Annotated in this window: 17 protein-coding genes and 1 tRNA gene; 14 read left to right on the forward strand and 4 right to left on the reverse strand. The window is 65.1% G+C overall.

Features of this window, described 5'->3' with window-relative positions:
• Positions 1-2: 2 nt before the first annotated feature.
• The 12 genes from ruvA to queC all read left to right on the forward strand — a co-directional run bounded on the left by ruvA (position 3) and on the right by queC (position 11,343).
• On the forward strand, positions 3-596 hold the full coding sequence (ruvA, locus tag ACVOKU_RS17140) for a Holliday junction branch migration protein RuvA (protein WP_481560478.1): 594 nt from the start codon (positions 3-5) through the stop codon (positions 594-596).
• A gap of 48 nt (positions 597-644) precedes the next feature.
• Positions 645-2,564 (forward strand): potassium transporter Kup, encoded by a 1,920-nt coding sequence (locus ACVOKU_RS17145; protein ID WP_053519356.1) that lies wholly within the window; start codon positions 645-647, stop codon positions 2,562-2,564.
• A gap of 457 nt (positions 2,565-3,021) precedes the next feature.
• Positions 3,022-4,062, forward strand: a complete 1,041-nt coding sequence (gene ruvB / locus ACVOKU_RS17150) for a Holliday junction branch migration DNA helicase RuvB (RefSeq protein WP_065174760.1) — start codon at positions 3,022-3,024, stop codon at positions 4,060-4,062.
• On the forward strand, positions 4,052-4,483 hold the full coding sequence (gene ybgC / locus ACVOKU_RS17155; protein ID WP_053520250.1) for a tol-pal system-associated acyl-CoA thioesterase: 432 nt from the start codon (positions 4,052-4,054) through the stop codon (positions 4,481-4,483). The genes ruvB and ybgC overlap by 11 nt, the downstream gene beginning before the upstream one ends.
• Before the next feature lie 10 nt (positions 4,484-4,493).
• Positions 4,494-5,273 (forward strand): protein TolQ, encoded by a 780-nt coding sequence (gene tolQ, locus ACVOKU_RS17160; RefSeq protein WP_053520249.1) that lies wholly within the window; start codon positions 4,494-4,496, stop codon positions 5,271-5,273.
• 24 nt (positions 5,274-5,297) lie between these two features.
• Positions 5,298-5,726, forward strand: a complete 429-nt coding sequence (tolR, locus tag ACVOKU_RS17165; protein ID WP_053520248.1) for a protein TolR — start codon at positions 5,298-5,300, stop codon at positions 5,724-5,726.
• Positions 5,716-6,768, forward strand: a complete 1,053-nt coding sequence (gene tolA, locus ACVOKU_RS17170; RefSeq protein ID WP_481560479.1) for a cell envelope integrity protein TolA — start codon at positions 5,716-5,718, stop codon at positions 6,766-6,768. Before tolR ends, tolA begins: the two co-directional genes overlap by 11 nt.
• Before the next feature lie 181 nt (positions 6,769-6,949).
• The gene (gene tolB, locus ACVOKU_RS17175; RefSeq protein ID WP_053520246.1) at positions 6,950-8,269 is read left to right on the forward strand and encodes a Tol-Pal system beta propeller repeat protein TolB; all 1,320 of its coding nucleotides are present in this window, start codon (positions 6,950-6,952) and stop codon (positions 8,267-8,269) included.
• 64 nt (positions 8,270-8,333) lie between these two features.
• Entirely contained in the window at positions 8,334-8,852 is a 519-nt protein-coding gene (gene pal / locus ACVOKU_RS17180) for a peptidoglycan-associated lipoprotein Pal (protein WP_005418510.1), read from the forward strand.
• Between the two features lie 3 nt (positions 8,853-8,855).
• Positions 8,856-9,671, forward strand: coding sequence for a tol-pal system protein YbgF (gene ybgF / locus ACVOKU_RS17185; protein WP_053520245.1), 816 nt, complete (start codon positions 8,856-8,858; stop codon positions 9,669-9,671).
• Positions 9,672-9,899: 228 nt separating this feature from the next.
• Entirely contained in the window at positions 9,900-10,601 is a 702-nt protein-coding gene (queE, locus tag ACVOKU_RS17190; RefSeq protein WP_164153079.1) for a 7-carboxy-7-deazaguanine synthase QueE, read from the forward strand.
• 76 nt (positions 10,602-10,677) lie between these two features.
• Positions 10,678-11,343, forward strand: a complete 666-nt coding sequence (gene queC, locus ACVOKU_RS17195) for a 7-cyano-7-deazaguanine synthase QueC (RefSeq protein ID WP_481560480.1) — start codon at positions 10,678-10,680, stop codon at positions 11,341-11,343.
• A gap of 256 nt (positions 11,344-11,599) precedes the next feature.
• Here the strand turns inward: queC and ACVOKU_RS17200 are convergent, their stop codons facing one another.
• Entirely contained in the window at positions 11,600-12,556 is a 957-nt protein-coding gene (locus tag ACVOKU_RS17200; protein WP_481560481.1) for a DUF2268 domain-containing putative Zn-dependent protease, read from the reverse strand.
• A gap of 175 nt (positions 12,557-12,731) precedes the next feature.
• Between ACVOKU_RS17200 and ACVOKU_RS17205 the strand changes: the two genes are divergently transcribed.
• Positions 12,732-12,807, forward strand: a tRNA-Lys gene (locus ACVOKU_RS17205).
• Positions 12,808-13,126: 319 nt separating this feature from the next.
• Here ACVOKU_RS17205 and ACVOKU_RS17210 read toward each other — a convergent pair.
• Positions 13,127-13,483, reverse strand: coding sequence for a winged helix-turn-helix transcriptional regulator (locus tag ACVOKU_RS17210; RefSeq protein ID WP_481560482.1), 357 nt, complete (start codon positions 13,481-13,483; stop codon positions 13,127-13,129).
• Positions 13,484-13,625: 142 nt separating this feature from the next.
• On the opposite strand from ACVOKU_RS17210, the gene ACVOKU_RS17215 reads away from it, so the two are divergent.
• Positions 13,626-14,570, forward strand: coding sequence for an aromatic alcohol reductase (locus ACVOKU_RS17215; protein ID WP_481560483.1), 945 nt, complete (start codon positions 13,626-13,628; stop codon positions 14,568-14,570).
• A gap of 333 nt (positions 14,571-14,903) precedes the next feature.
• Here ACVOKU_RS17215 and ACVOKU_RS17220 read toward each other — a convergent pair whose 3' ends face one another.
• Positions 14,904-15,056: a hypothetical protein gene (locus ACVOKU_RS17220; RefSeq protein ID WP_481560484.1), complete on the reverse strand. Its 153-nt coding sequence runs from the start codon at positions 15,054-15,056 to the stop codon at positions 14,904-14,906.
• Positions 15,057-15,066: 10 nt separating this feature from the next.
• Positions 15,067-15,291, reverse strand: coding sequence for a hypothetical protein (locus tag ACVOKU_RS17225; protein ID WP_481560485.1), 225 nt, complete (start codon positions 15,289-15,291; stop codon positions 15,067-15,069).
• Positions 15,292-15,588: the final 297 nt, after the last annotated feature.

The following is a 15,588-nucleotide window of genomic DNA, read 5'->3' on the forward strand; positions in this document are numbered from 1 at the left end:
CAATGATCGGTCGACTGCGCGGCATCGTCGCCTACAAGGCGCCGCCGTGGTTGGTGGTGGACGTGAATGGAGTGGGCTACGAACTGGAGGCGCCGATGAGCACCTTCTACGACCTGCCCGAGCTCGGACGCGAGGTCACGCTGTACACCCATTACGCGCAGAAGGAAGACAGCGTCTCGCTGTACGGCTTCCTGCGCGAAGGCGAGCGTCGTCTGTTCCGCGATGTGCAGAAGGTCAGCGGCATCGGCGCGAAGATCGCGCTGGCCGTGCTGTCCGCTGTCAGCGTCGAGGAATTCGCGCGCATGGTGCAGGCGGGCGATATCACCGCACTGACCCGCATCCCGGGCATCGGCAAGAAGACGGCCGAGCGCATGGTGCTGGAGCTGCGCGACCGTGCGTCCCAGTTCGGTGCCGGCGGGGCGCTGCCGACCGGCAGCGGTCCGGCCCCGGCCGACCCGCTGTCCGATGCCACCGTGGCGCTGCAGCAGCTGGGCTACAAGCCGGCTGAAGCGGCCCGCATGGCCCGTGATGCCTTCAACGAAGGCGACGAAGTGGCCACGGTCATCCGCAAGGCCCTGCAGTCGGCGCTGCGCTGAGCCGCGTCCTTTCCCTCCCCCCATCGCCTGAGCTTCGCCAGGAGTCCCATGTCCAGCAGTCAAACCCCGCACGCAGCCGCCCCTGGCGGACACGGTCACGCGCCCCCGGCCGGGGGACTGGCGCTGGTCATCGGTGCGATCGGTGTGGTCTTCGGTGACATCGGTACCAGCCCGCTGTACACCCTGAAGGAGGCGTTCTCGCCGCACTACGGGCTCAACAGCGACCACGACACCGTGCTCGGCGTGCTGTCGCTGGCGTTCTGGGCGCTGAACATCGTGGTCACCCTGAAGTACGTGACCATCATCATGCGCGCCGACAACGATGGCGAGGGCGGCATCATGGCGTTGATGGCGCTGACCCAGCGTACGCTGCGCAACGGCTCACGCTCGGCCTACGTGGTGGGCATCCTGGGCATCTTCGGTGCGTCGCTGTTCTTCGGTGATGGCGTGATCACCCCTGCGATCTCGGTGCTTGGTGCCGTCGAGGGCCTGGAGGTGGCCGCACCGGGCCTGCACGCGTTCATCGTGCCGATCACCGTGGTGGTCCTGCTGATGGTGTTCGCCGCGCAGCGTTTCGGCACAGAGAAGATCGGCAAGGCGTTCGGCCCGATCACCTCGGTGTGGTTCATTTCGCTGGCGGCGATCGGCATCTACAACATCATCGATTCGCCGGAAGTGCTGAAGGCGTTCAACCCGTGGTGGGCGATCCGCTTCTTCATGGAGCACAGCTGGCACGGCATCTTCATCCTTGGCGCCGTGGTGCTGGCGGTCACCGGTGGCGAGGCCCTGTATGCCGACATGGGCCACTTCGGTGCCAAGCCCATCCGCCATGCCTGGTACTTCTTCGTGCTGCCGTGCCTGGTGCTGAACTATCTGGGGCAGGGCGCGCTGGTGCTGAACCACCCCGAAGCGGTGAAGAATCCCTTCTTCGAAGCGGTCCCCGACTGGGCCCTGTATCCGATGATCATCCTGGCCACGATGGCGGCGGTGATCGCCTCGCAGTCGGTGATCACCGGCGCGTTCTCGGTCTCGCGCCAGGCCATGCAGCTCGGCTACATCCCGCGCATGCGCATCAAGCACACTTCGCACGACACCATCGGCCAGATCTACATCCCGGGCATCAACTGGGGCATCGCGGTGATGGTCATCGGCCTGGTGCTGGCCTTCCGCAGCTCGTCGAACCTGGCCGTGGCCTACGGCATCTCGGTCTCGGCCACCATGCTGATCGATACGCTGCTGCTGGCCCTGGTCGCGCGCTCGCTGTGGCCGAAGGCGCGTCATTGGATCCTGCCGCTGTGCGTGGTGTTCTTCATCATCGACGTCGGCTTCGTCATCGCCAATGGTGCCAAGCTGCTGCAGGGCGCCTGGTTCCCGGTCGTGCTGGGCATCTTCCTGTTCACCATGATGCGCACCTGGCGCCGTGGCCGCGAGCTGCTGCGCGACGAGATCCGCAAGGACGGCATCCGCATCGACACCTTCCTGCCGGGCCTGATGCTGGCGCCGCCGGTGCGCGTGCCGGGTACCGCGGTGTTCCTCACCGCTGACCCGACCGTGGCTCCGCATGCACTGATGCACAACCTCAAGCACAACAAGGTGCTGCACGAGCGCAACGTCTTCCTGCATGTGGAAACCCTGCCCATTCCCTATGCGATGGAGGGGCAGCGGCTGAAGATCGAATCGGTGGGCGACGAGTTCTACCGGGTCTATGTCCGCTTCGGTTTCATGGAGACGCCGGACGTACCGTTGGCGCTGATGCGCTCCTGCGACCACGGCGGGATCTATTTCGATCCGATGGACACCACCTTCTTCGCCAGCCGCGAGACCATCGTCGCCACCGCCAACCGCGGCATGCCGATCTGGCGCGACAAGCTGTTCGCACTGATGCATCGCAACGCTGCGCCGGCCACGGGCTTCTTCCGGATTCCGGGCAACCGTCTGGTTGAGTTGGGCGCGCAGGTGGAGATTTAATCTCCACCTGCGTTACGTCCCACGATTTGCTGCGCAAACCGTGGGCCCTGCGCGCATTCCACCTTATCCCCCCGCCTATCGGCGCGCCCCCTTGAACAACAAGGGGGCTCCTCTTGCGGAGATGCTGCGTGCCTGAAACTGAGCCCACTCTCCTGCTCTGTTCCATCCACGCATGGCGTGGATCTTCCGTGTCGACCAAGGTCGACACCTACCATCAGATCGCGGCCAACTGTCGAAGGCGGGGTGGGTCCGGTTGCGGGGGCGTGAGCCGCATGGATGCGGCGACCGAGCTTACATGGACGTACTTGCAGCGTCCCCCGCAACCGGACCCACCCCGCCATTCCCCAGGAAGCCCGCTTCGGCTGTTGCTGTTGAGGTTGCCGGCCAGCGGCCGGCACTACCGCGGGCGCCGGGCGCAGCCCGGCCGAAACCCGCGCTTTTGCCGCATAATCAGCACATGACCGACGACCGCATCATCGGCGCCGGCGCCACCCGCGAGGATGACGCCGCCGACGCCAGCATCCGCCCCAAGCGACTGGCCGATTACCTGGGCCAGGCGCCGGTGCGCGAGCAGCTGGAAATCTACATCGAAGCGGCCAAGGCCCGTGGCGACGCGCTCGACCATGTGCTGATCTTCGGTCCGCCGGGGCTGGGCAAGACCACGCTCAGCCACGTCATCGCCAACGAACTGGGGGTGGCGCTGCGGGTGACGTCCGGTCCGGTGATCGAAAAGGCCGGTGATCTGGCCGCGCTGTTGACCAACCTGCAGCCACACGACGTACTGTTCGTGGACGAGATCCACCGCCTGTCGCCGGTGGTCGAGGAAGTGCTGTACCCGGCGATGGAGGATTTCCAGATCGACATCATGATCGGCGAGGGCCCTGCGGCCCGCTCGATCAAGATCGACCTGCCTCCGTTCACGCTGATCGGGGCCACCACCCGCGCCGGCCTGCTGACCGCGCCGCTGCGCGACCGCTTCGGCATCGTCCAGCGGCTGGAGTTCTACAGTGTCGAGGAGTTGACCCGGATCGTACGCCGCTCGGCCACCATCCTGGGCATCGACTGCACCGCCGACGGCGCAGGGGAGATCGCGCGCCGTGCGCGTGGCACCCCGCGCATCGCCAACCGCCTGCTGCGGCGGGTGCGCGACTACGCCCAGGTGAAGGCGGGTGGCCATATCGACGTGGCGGTCGCCCAGGCGGCCATGCAGATGCTCAAGGTCGACCCGGAGGGTTTCGACGAGCTCGACCGGCGCCTGCTCAGGACCCTGGTGGACTACTTCGACGGTGGCCCGGTCGGCATCGAATCGCTGGCCGCCGCGCTGTCAGAAGAGCGCGGCACGCTGGAAGACGTGGTCGAACCCTACCTGATCCAGCAGGGCTTCCTGGTACGCACCGCGCGCGGCCGCATGGCCACCCACAAGGCGTACCGGCACATGGGCCTGAAGCCGAAGAACCCGCCGCAGGACCTGTTCGCGGAGGTTCCCGATGTCGGTTGAGCCACTATTCAGTTGGCCGACACGCATTTACTGGGAAGATACGGACGCAGGCGGGGTGGTCTACCACGCCCGCTACGTGGCCTTCATGGAACGGGCCCGGACCGAATGGATGCGCGCGCTGGGCTATGGCCAGGAGCGCATGCGCAGCGAGCACGGCATGGTCTTCGCGGTACGTGCCATGCAGATGGACTTCATCCGGCCGGCCCGGCTGGATGACCTCCTGCAGGTGAGTGCCACGCTGGTCCAGCTGAAGAAGGCCAGCATGGTCTTCGATCAGCGGATCGAGCGCGACGGCGAACTGCTGCTGTCGGCGCAGGTCCGCATCGCCGCACTGGACGCGGCCAGTTTCCGCCCGCGTGGCATGGACGACGCCGTCCTTGCCGTGCTGCAACCCTACCTCCACCCCGAATCCGAACACTGAGGAACAACGGATGATCGCAACGCTCCTGGCCCTGCAGGCCACGGTCACCGAGGCACTGCCGGCTGACGTCAGCAACGCCGCGACCCAGACCCTTGCCCAGGCCACCACCGGCGGCGGCATCAACTACCTCGAACTGATGGCCAAGGCCAGCCTGCCGGTGAAGATCATCGTGCTGCTGCTGCTGGTCGGCTCGTTCGTCAGCTGGGTGATCATTTTCCGCAAGGCCCGCGTGTTCAAGCAGGCCACCCGCGAGGCGGACGAGTTCGAGAACCGCTTCTGGTCCGGCGCCGACCTGGGCAAGCTGTACAGCTCGGCCACCGACCGCAGCCGCAACGTGGGCGGCCTGGAGGCGATCTTCGAGGCGGGCTTCCGCGAGTTCACCCGCCTGCGCGACAAGCGCCGGCTCGATGGCCGTGCGCAGCTGGAAGGCGCGCAACGTGCGATGCGCACCACCTACACCCGCGAAGTCGACCAGCTCGAGCGCAATCTGGAACTGCTGGCCAACATCGGCTCGACCGCGCCTTACGTGGGCCTGGTCGGCACCGTGTTCGGCATCATGGTGACCATGCACGACATGATCAGCAGCGGCGCCCAGGCCGGCATCGCCTCGGTCGCCCCGGGCATCTCCGAAGCGCTGTTCGCCACCGCCATCGGCCTGTTCGTGGCAATCCCGGCGGTGTGGGCCTACAACCGCTTCACCACCCGTGTGGAGCGCATGTCGGTGCGTTTCGAGACCTTCGCCGACGAGTTCAGCTCCATCCTGCAGCGCCAGAGCGCTGGCGACGAGTAAGCGCCTGACCCGGGAGTCCAAGCCATGTCCGCTGCCATCGGTCGCCGCAAGCGCCGCAAGCTGAAATCGGAAATCAACGTCGTTCCCTATATCGACGTCATGCTGGTGCTGCTGATCATCTTCATGGTCACCGCGCCGCTGCTCACCCTGAGTTTTGACGTGGACCTGCCGAACTCCAATGCCAAGGCGCTGGAGAGCAAGCAGGATCCGGTGATCGTTTCGGTGCGCCAGGACGGCCAGCTGAGCCTGAAGCTGCCCGACGCCAAGGAGCCCACGGCCGTGTCTGCCGAGGAGCTGGAAGGGCGCCTGGCCGGCATCGCCGCACAGGACAAGGGCCTGCGCGTGATCGTCGCCGCCGACCGTGCCGTGGCCTATGAGAAGGTCATCGCGGCGATGGACGTGATCAAGCGCGCGAAAGTGGACAAGGTAGGCCTGGCCACCGATGCACGCTGAGACCCTGCCGCCTCCGCGACAGCAGGAACCGGGCTGGGGCCTGCCCCTGGCGCTGGCCGTGCTGGTGCACCTGCTGGTCGCGCTGGTGTTCATCCTGGCGTGGCTGTGGTCGCCCACGCGCAATACCGATGCCGCTGCCGGTGATCCCTCGGTCGAGGCCAGCCTGGCGCTGTCCGCGTCGGAGGCGGCCGCTGCGCGCCAGGCCCTGCGCCAGTCGGAGAAGCTGGAAGATCTGCCGCCGCCGGTTGCCGAGCCGATTCCGGTGCCCGAGGACACCATTCCACCGCCGCAGCCGATTCCCGAGCCACGTCCGCAGGATGCTCCCACGCCGCAGCAGCAACAGGCGCAGGAGCGTGTCGCCCAGCCGGACACGCAGGACCAGGAGGCGGTGAGCGCACTGGCCATCTCGCAGGAGAAGGCCCGGCAGGAACAGGAAGCCAAGCGCCGCCAGGAGCAGATCGACCTGACCGAGCGCAAGCGCCAGGAAGAAGCCGAGCAGAAGCTGCGCCTGGCCAGGCAGCAGGAAGAAGACGCCAAGAAGAAGCGTGCCGAGCAGGAGCGGCAGGCCGCCGACCAGGCCGAGGCCGAACGGCAGAAGAAGATCGCCGAGATCCGTGCCAGGCGCGAACAGGCGGAGAAGGAAGCCAAGCTGGCCGAGCAGAAGCTGCGCCAGGTCGCCGCCGCGCGCAACGCCGCCGGCAGCGCGCCGGCCGGCAACACCGGTGCGGCACAGCCGGCCGCTGGGGGCGGTGGCAACAGCGATGATCTGTCGGCCAAGTACGCCGCCGCGATCCAGGCCAAGGTTCGCAGCGCCTGGACGCGTCCAGACAGTGTGCCGCTGGGCCAGCGCTGCCAGATCACCATCACCCAGATTCCGGGGGGGCAGGTGCTGCAGGCCAAGGTGGGCGCCAACTGCCCCTATGACGAAGCCGGCAGGCGTTCGATCGAGGCCGCAGTGCTCAATGCGCAGCCGTTGCCCTATCGCGGATTCGAATCGGTGTTTGCCCGCACGCTCAACCTGACCTTCACCGCGCAGGATTGATCGGCCGCGCGGGCCGGCCTGCGGGTCGCCCCGTCGCGCGGCAGCCGACCGATACGTTAATGGGGCGTGAGAGGACGGGCTGGAACTGACCCGGAATTCACGTACCCTTGGTTCATGATTGCGAAGCGGTTCACCGCCGCTTTGCTATCCCTCGTTCCGGTTTCCCCCTATTGAGCGCTCCATGAAGAAGATGCCTCGCTGGCTTGCCGTGTTTGCGGCCCTGTTGCTGCCCTTCGCTGCCGTCGCGCAGCAGAGGGGACTGGATATCGACATCATCGGTGGCAATGCGTCCGCGCTGCCGATCACCATCGTGCCGATGCCCTACCAGGGCTCGTCGGCCGCACCGCAGACCGATGTCGCCGGTGTTGTCCGCGCCGACCTGGAACGTTCGGGCCAGTTCCGCACCCTGCCCGAAGCGCAGATCGTGGAGAAGCCCGTCCGTGGCGGCGAGATCCAGTTCGCCACCTGGCGCGCGCTGAAGCAGAACTACATCGTGGTCGGCCGCGTGCTGGACGCCGGTGCCGGTGCCTACCGCGTCGAGTACGAACTGTTCGACGTGCCGAAGGGCGAGCGCCTGCTCGGCCTGGCGATGACCGCCCGCGGCAATGCCATGCGCGACGTCGCCCACCAGATGGCCGATGCCATCTACGAGAAGATCACCGGTGTCCGGGGTGCCTTCTGGACGCGCATCGCCTACGTGACCGCCAGCGGCAAGGGCGATGCCATGCGCTATGCGCTGATGGTGGCCGACTCCGATGGCTACAACCCGCAGACCATCGTGCGTTCGGCCGAGCCGCTGCTGTCGCCGTCGTGGAGCCCGGATGGTGGCAAGCTGGCCTACGTCAGCTTCGAGCGCGGCAACTCGGCCATCTACATCCAGAACATCGCCACCGGCGCCCGTGAGCTGGTCACCAGCTTCCGCGGCATCAACAGCGCGCCTGCGTTCTCGCCGGACGGCCGCAAGCTGGCCCTGACCCTGTCGCGCTCGGGCAATCCCGAAATCTACGTGATGGACCTGGGCAGCAAGCAGCTGACCCAGCTGACCAACCACTTCGCCATCGATACCGAGCCGACCTGGGCACCGGATGGCAGCGCGGTGTACTTCACCTCCGACCGCGGCGGCCGTCCGCAGGTCTACAAGGTCGGTGCCGGCGGCGGCAGCGCCGAGCGCGTGACCTTCCAGGGCAACTACAACGCCAAGCCCTCGGTGTCCTACGACGGCAAGAAGATCGCCGTGGCCCAGGGCTCGGGCAACAGCTACAAGATCGCGATGATGGACAGCTCGCTGGGCTCGCCGCGCTGGAGCACCCTGTCCCCGGGTTCGCTGGATGAATCGCCGAGCTTTGCGCCCAACGCAAGCATGGTGCTGTACGCCGCCCGCGAAGGTGGCCGTGGTGTGTTGTATGCCGTTTCGGCCGATGCGCGGGTTCGCCAGCGCCTGGTTCTGGCCGATGGTGATGTGCGCGAGCCGGCATGGTCCCCATACCGTACCCAGCGCTAAAAGAGTGTTAATATTTTCTTTGTCTTGAACCCCTCATCGGCCTAGGAGCCACAAAGGTATCGCCATGAACAAGTCCACCCGTGTTCTGCTTGTTTCCCTGCTGTCTGTGGCCGTCCTGGCCGGTTGCTCGAAGAAGGTGAAGGAAGAGCCGGCAGCCCCGGTCGACACCGGCACCTCGACCACCACCCCGACCGGTCCGTCGACCTCCGGCCTGTACGGCCCGGGCGACCTGGACACCGATGCCTGCCTGCGCCAGCGCGTTGTCTACTTCGACCTGGACAAGGAAGACGTGAAGCCGGAATTCCAGGCCATCATGGCTTGCCACGCCAAGTACCTGCGTGACCGTCCGTCCTCGCGCATCACCCTGCAGGGCCACACCGACGAGCGCGGTTCGCGCGCGTACAACCAGGCCCTGGGCGAGCGTCGTGGCAACGGCGTCAGCTCGGCGCTGCAGGCCAACGGTGGCTCGGCTTCGCAGCTGACCGTCGTGTCCTACGGTGAAGAGCGTCCGGTCTGCACCGAGTCGAACGAGTCCTGCTGGTCGCAGAACCGTCGCGTCGAAATCGTCTACACCGCGCAGTAATCCATGCGCATTGGCATCAAACTGATGCTGGTCGTTGCGGCAGCCCTCGTGGCTGCCGCACCGGCGCATGCACAGCGACAGAGTCTGGCCGATCGTGTCGGCGCGCTCGAGCAGCAGATGTACAACAACAGTGCCAACCAGGACCTGTTGAACCAGATCAACCAGCTGCGGCAGCAGGTGACCAGCCTGCAGGCCTCGATCGAGCAGTTGCAGCACGACAACGCCCAGCTCAAGCAGTCCGCCCAGGATCAGTACCTGGACCTGGACAGCCGCCTGAACCGGTTGGAAGGGGGCAATGCCCCGGTCCTGCCCCCCGTTCCGGCGAACGCGCCGCAGGCCGCACCGGCCCCGGCCAAACCGGCAGCGGCGGCCACTTCCGAGCGGCCGCCGTCCATCCATGGCGATCCCGGCAGTCTGGCCGCCACGGGCGACGAGCGCACCGCGTACAACGTTGCCTTCGATTCGCTCAAGGCCGGCAAGTACGATGATTCGGCGCAGCTGTTCCTGAGCTTCCTCCAGTTGTATCCGAACGGCGTGTACGCGCCGAATGCGCTGTACTGGCTGGGCGAGAGCTACTACGCCACCCGCAATTTCCCGATGGCCGAGACCCAGTTCCGCGAGCTGCTCTCACGCTATCCGACCCATGACAAGGCCGCGGGCGGCCTGCTCAAGGTCGGCCTCTCGCAGTATGGCGAGGGCAAGGTCGATCAGGCCCAGCAGACGCTGGAGACCGTCGTGGCGCAGTACCCCGGCTCGGACGCCGCGCGCACCGCGCAGGACCGCCTGCAGTCGATCCGCCTGGGCCAGCAGATCCGCTGACCGGGCGTACAATACGTGTCCCGTAGCGCCGAGCTCATGCTCGGCTGCTTTCGTTTCCGGATCGGCCAACCCGCCCGGATCCGGTAGCGCCGGGCCATGCCCGGCGGCTCGCGTCACCGGCTGGACCATGCCCGTCGGTTGCTGTTGTAGAGCCGAGCCATGCTCGGCTGCTTTCGTTACCGGCCACGGTAGCCCACCCGCCACGTGTCCCACAAAGAAGTTCCCGCCATGACCGCCGTTACCCCGTCCAACGCCGTCGCCACCCCCAGCGACATCGTGCAGTCGCCCCTGCCGCGCCTGAAGATCACCGAGATCTTCACCTCGCTGCAGGGCGAAGCCGATACCGCCGGCTGGCCGACCGTGTTCGTGCGCCTGACCGGCTGCCCGTTGCGCTGCCAGTACTGCGACACCGCCTATGCCTTCCACGGCGGCACCTGGTGGGATATCGACGACATCGTGGCCGAAGTGCTGGCCCAGGGCGTACGCCACGTCTGCGTGACCGGCGGCGAGCCGCTGGCGCAGAAGCGCTGCCTGGTGCTGCTGCAGAAGCTGTGTGACGCCGGCCTGGACGTCTCGCTGGAAACGTCCGGTGCGCTGGACGTCAGCGCGGTGGACCCACGCGTATCACGCGTGGTCGACATCAAGACCCCGGGTTCGGCCGAGGTGGCGCGCAACCGCTGGGAAAACCTGCCGCTGCTGACCGCACGCGACCAGATCAAGTTCGTCATCTGCAGCCGCGAGGACTACGACTGGGCCAAGGCCCTGCTGGCCGAACACGCGCTGGTGAAGCGTTGCACGGTGTTCTTCTCGCCCAGCAAGGGGGAGATCACCGCGCGCCAGCTGGCCGACTGGATTGTTGAAGACCGGCTTCCGGTACGCTTCCAGATGCAGCTGCACAAGATTCTGTGGAACGATGAGCCGGGCCGCTGAGGCCGCCCTTGTTTCCTGATGCAACTCCGGCGCGGGACAGCGTGCTGGCTTTCCTCCCCCAACCGGAAGATTTTCCATGAAGAAGGCAGTCGTGCTTCTCTCCGGCGGCATGGATTCAGCCGCCGTCATCGCCATGGCCCAGGAACAGGGCTTTGCAGTGCATGCCCTGAGCGTGCGCTATGGCCAGCGCCACACCTCCGAACTGGACGCGGCCGCGCGCGTGGCCAAGGCCCAGGGCGTGGTCGCGCACAAGACCGTGGATGTGGACCTGCGCAGCATCGGTGGATCGGCACTGACCGATGACATCGACGTGCCCGAGGCCGGCGGTGCCGGCATTCCGGTCACCTACGTGCCCGCACGCAACACCATCATGCTGTCGCTGGCCCTGGGCTGGGCCGAAGTGCTGGGCGCCAACGACATCTTCTGTGGCGTCAATGCCGTGGATTACTCCGGCTACCCGGACTGCCGCCACGAATTCATCGCCGCCTTCCAGACCCTGGCCAACCTGGCGACGAAGTCCGGCGTGGAAGGCGCGGGCATCAAGGTGCACGCGCCACTGCAGTTCCTGAGCAAGGGCCAGATCGTCCGCGAGGGCGTGCGCCTGGGCGTGGACTTCGGCCTGACCGTGTCCTGCTACAACGCCGATGCCAACGGTGCCGCGTGCGGCCACTGCGATGCCTGCCGTCTGCGTGCACAGGGCTTCGCCGACGCCGGCGTGGCCGACCCGACGCTGTACGCCTGAGGTGATGGGGGCTGATGCCCCAATGGTGGGTGCCAACCTTGGTTGGCACTGTACGCCGGGCATGGCCCGGCGCTACCGCTGCTGCAGCCACCCCGATGCTTCGATGAAGGCCCGCACCGCTTGCGGATCGGCGCACTGAGCGCCGGGCAGGTCTGACTCTGGTGGGTGCCAACCTTGGTTGGCACTGAGCGCCGGGAGGTCTGACACTGGTGGGTGCCAACCTTGGTTGGCACTGTGCGCCGGGCATGGCCCGGCGCTACCGCTGCTGCAGCCACCCCGATGCTTCGATAAACGCCCGCACCGCTTGCGGATCGGCGTAATCCAACTCGATCATCCGCGCGATCCCCGCCTTCTCATCGGCCTGCCGGCGCATGTACTCCTGCGCGATGCGATAACCGGCGTAGTAGCCCACGTCGCCCACGCCGAACGGATTGCGGGCACTGTTGTACAGCCAGTTGTCCAGGTCATCGCCGTCCATCTCGGCGATGAAACGGGTGCGTATCTCCGCTTCGTGCAACGGGCCGTAGTCATAGAGCGGCAGGGCAGGGCGCTTGCCGCTGATGCGCTCGGCGATGTACTCGGCTACGCCTTCGCGCACTGTGTACTGAGCCAGATTGCCGGTGGTCTCGCGTTGCTGGGTATGCACATACTCATGCAGGTTGTTCTGCGCGTTGTTCGCGCCGGGGCGGCTGTCATAGAAGATGCGCAGGCGGCTGCGCGTCGGCTCCGGCAGTTCGCTGACATCCACGCGCTCGTCGCCCAGTGCCATCTCCGCACCGATCAGTACCTGGTCGCCCAGCGTGGTACCGCCGGTACGCAGCACGCCCACCGCATAGGTGATCGTGGCCGGGCGCAGGGCGGGGTAGAGCGTGCGGAAGGCGGCCAGATCACGCTCCAGCGAGGCACTGGCCCGCTGCGCGTTGGTCGTGAGTGGTCGTACTGAGGTCCAGAAGCGCGGCCACGCGCGCATGGCCTCGGCATACTCGCGTGCCGTGTAATTGCGGACCTGCATCAGCGCATGCAGGCCAGGGCTACCCGGATCGATATAGCGCTGCTGGACCAGTGCCACCCGGCGCTCGGCATCGGGTTCGGCGCGCACCGCATCGTAGGTGGCCCAGAAGCGGGCGATGTCGTCGCTGCGCACCGGGGACGGCGCTGCCAGCGCGGCGCCGGGCAACAGCAGTGCGGCGATCAGGGGCAGGCAGCGGCGCATCCTGGCTCTCCAGTGGGGATCAGGGATGGGATGCGCGGTGCGGGCGGAAGGTTTAAGCCGGTTCAAGCCGGCTGCCCGGGCGCTTGATTGCCCGGGCTGCGGGTAGGGGGTTTCGCGTCGCGTGGCAAAGTGGGGTAGAATGCCCACCCCCGCCACGCGGCTGGGGCAGTGCACCGGGCCGTTAGCTCAGTCGGTAGAGCAGAAGACTTTTAATCTTTTGGTCGTAGGTTCGAATCCTACACGGCCCACCAATTGCATCAACGACTTAGGCGCCCTTGCGGCGCCTTTTTCATATTTCCGGAAAAATTAAGTCGTTCCACGCTCAAGCACGTGCGGCTTATGGGGCGGTTGAACCACCGGCAGTTCGTGGTCGTATCGCTGTCGCATCTCTTCGGTGACGTGATCGCATGCGGTCTTGCGGCGCCTTCGGTGACGCCCCGATGTTGTCGCCCACACAAGGCTAAACGCTTGGCGTCGGATGTGACCGACGCGAATACTTCGGTGATGACGCGCTGGAGCATCCCCCCAGTGGGTGACGCTACCTGCCTGCGCCGCTGCTGGCCTATATCTTCATTTCCCGTCTGAAGAATCAAAATTCTGCCGACATTGGCGGAATTCCTCCGCATGAGCCACTACCCATGTCCACATGGGAATCATCAGTACAAGAAGGTCCTTGCCCAGCGCTGTGATGCTGTACTCCACATGTGGCGGTACTTCGCGGAAATCCTTCCGGCTGATCAACCCGTCACGTTCCAATTGCCGGAGGGTGCGCGTAAGCATGCGCTGGGTGATCCCCTTCATCCGCCGCGCGACCTCGGCATGACGCAGCGTTCCATACACGCCAAGCGCATGGATGATTCCCAGGGACCAGCGGCTACCAGCGTGCGCTAGAACCTCCCGGCGCAGTCCATCTTCGTCCTCGCTCATCCCGTCGCATATGGCTTGAGAGTGCCTTAGGAGTTCTTCCGGACTCATGAACGGTGCGGTCGGTATCATCGATGTGCCTTCTTACGTGTGGGCCATTAGGCGAGCAGAATCGCCGCCATCGTACACACACAAGGCGATTTCCATGTCATCTCATATCAGCACTACCCCCTCTCGGTCGATCCTGGTGCTCGGCGCAGGCGAGCTTGGAATGCCTGTTATCCGGAACCTTGCACGTTTGGCCGTAAGTCATCCAGGCACACGGATCAGTGTGATGCTACGGGCGGCGTCGATCGACTCAGAACTGCCGGAGAAGCAGCGGGTGGTCGATGAAATCCGCGCCTTGGGGGTGAATATCGTTGCTGGCGATCTGGTAACTGAATCAGTAGAAGCGTTGGCGGCTACCTTCGCGCAGTTCGACACAGTGATTGGATGCACCGGCTATGCCGCAGGCCGCGATACGCCAATGAAGGTCGCGCGTGCGGCGGTGAAGTCTGGTATTCCCCGCTACTTCCCTTGGCAGTTCGGTGTCGATTTCGATGCCATTGGGCGCGGTGGCCCCCAGGATCTGTTCGACGCCCAGCTGGACGTGCGCGAGTATCTGCGTTCGCAGACTGCGATGGATTGGGTGATCATCTCCACTGGGATGTTCACCAGCTACCTCTTCGAGCCGGACTTCGGCGTGGTCGACCTGATTGGGCATAAAGTGAACGCCCTGGGCTCGGCGAGCAACGCTGTCACCTTGACCACGCCGGATGATATCGGCGCAATGACAGCGCGCATCGTGTTCCACACACCTGCCATCCGCAACGAGATCGTGTATCTGGCAGGTGATACCATCCGCTACGGCGACCTTCCGGATATTCTGCAGAAGGCGTTCGGCGAACCTTTTGAGCTGACGATCTGGGGTGTACCCCAGCTCATGCAGGAACTGGCTAACGACCCGGGCAACATGATAAAGAAGTATCGCGCGGCCTTTGCCCAAGGGAGGGGCGTTGCGTGGGATGTGGGGCGAACCTTCAATGCGAAGATCGGGGCCGAGCTGCAGGGCGTGCAGGCATGGCTGGATTCCAACGTGCAGCGCTCCTGATGTGCTGCTGGATTGTGAGGAGGCGCCTACTGGGCGCCTTTCTCATTGCCTTCCCGACCGCACGCTCACGATGGTTGTACGTCGCGGCACACCAGTTCGCCAACGGCTTGGCAACCGGCGTCAAACGGTGGAGTCTTGGTGGTGGATCCCGTGCATATCGCTTGAGACGCCGGAAAAATTTTCGAGTGAGCTTAGGGCCTGCAATGGTTCCACGCTCGATGGGCGGAAAAATAGAGCGGCGCAACCGGTTTTTTCAAAGGAAGCTCCAGCTTTCTTTTAATCTTTTGGTCGTAGGTTCGAATCCTACACGGCCCACCATGTGGACCAAGGGTTTCAGCCCTTCGCCCCCGCTCCGCAAAATATCCACCGCTCCGCGCGGTGCTTGGCTGCGGCCGCCTGATCGACTATCTCTGCTTTCAAATCGAGCGATCGCAATTGCCAATTGGGGTAAGGCGCAAAGACCTGAGCCTTTGCGCCGATGTTCATGTGCGGAACGTTACTCGAAGATCACTTGATCGCCTTGGAAGAACTGGCTCCAAGTATTCACAACCACGCAGCCATCGTTGTTGCAGTACTTTTCCGTGCATTGGTACCAGCCACCCCCGAGAGGGCTGCAGGTGGTTTGAAAGCCGGCCGCCTTTGCTTCAGGTACCACACCAATTGTAGACATCGCAGCGATCGTGACAGCAATGAAACCAAACAGGAAATTATGGATCTTCATAATCACTCCTCTAGGTCTTGGCTAGCTCGACATCTACGAGCGGTTCAGAGTCTTTCAGCTATCCGATTGCTGCGCTATAGGGGAATTCCTATATTGTGTTTCCCTAACTCGCCTTGCGCGTGTCCACAGAACGCAGGTGATGGTGGCAACAACCATTACGCCGGCCCAACGCCAGCTGCGGCCAGACCAGTACCCAGTTTCATTGCCCCCAGATCACGGCCAGTGGCCGGCCAGACGCGTGGGCGGTTCCGTCCAGATTGCCGCCGCTGCCAGAGGCCGGTTGCGCCAGAGCCAAGT

It is taken from the genome of Stenotrophomonas sp. STEN147, assembly GCF_056757995.1.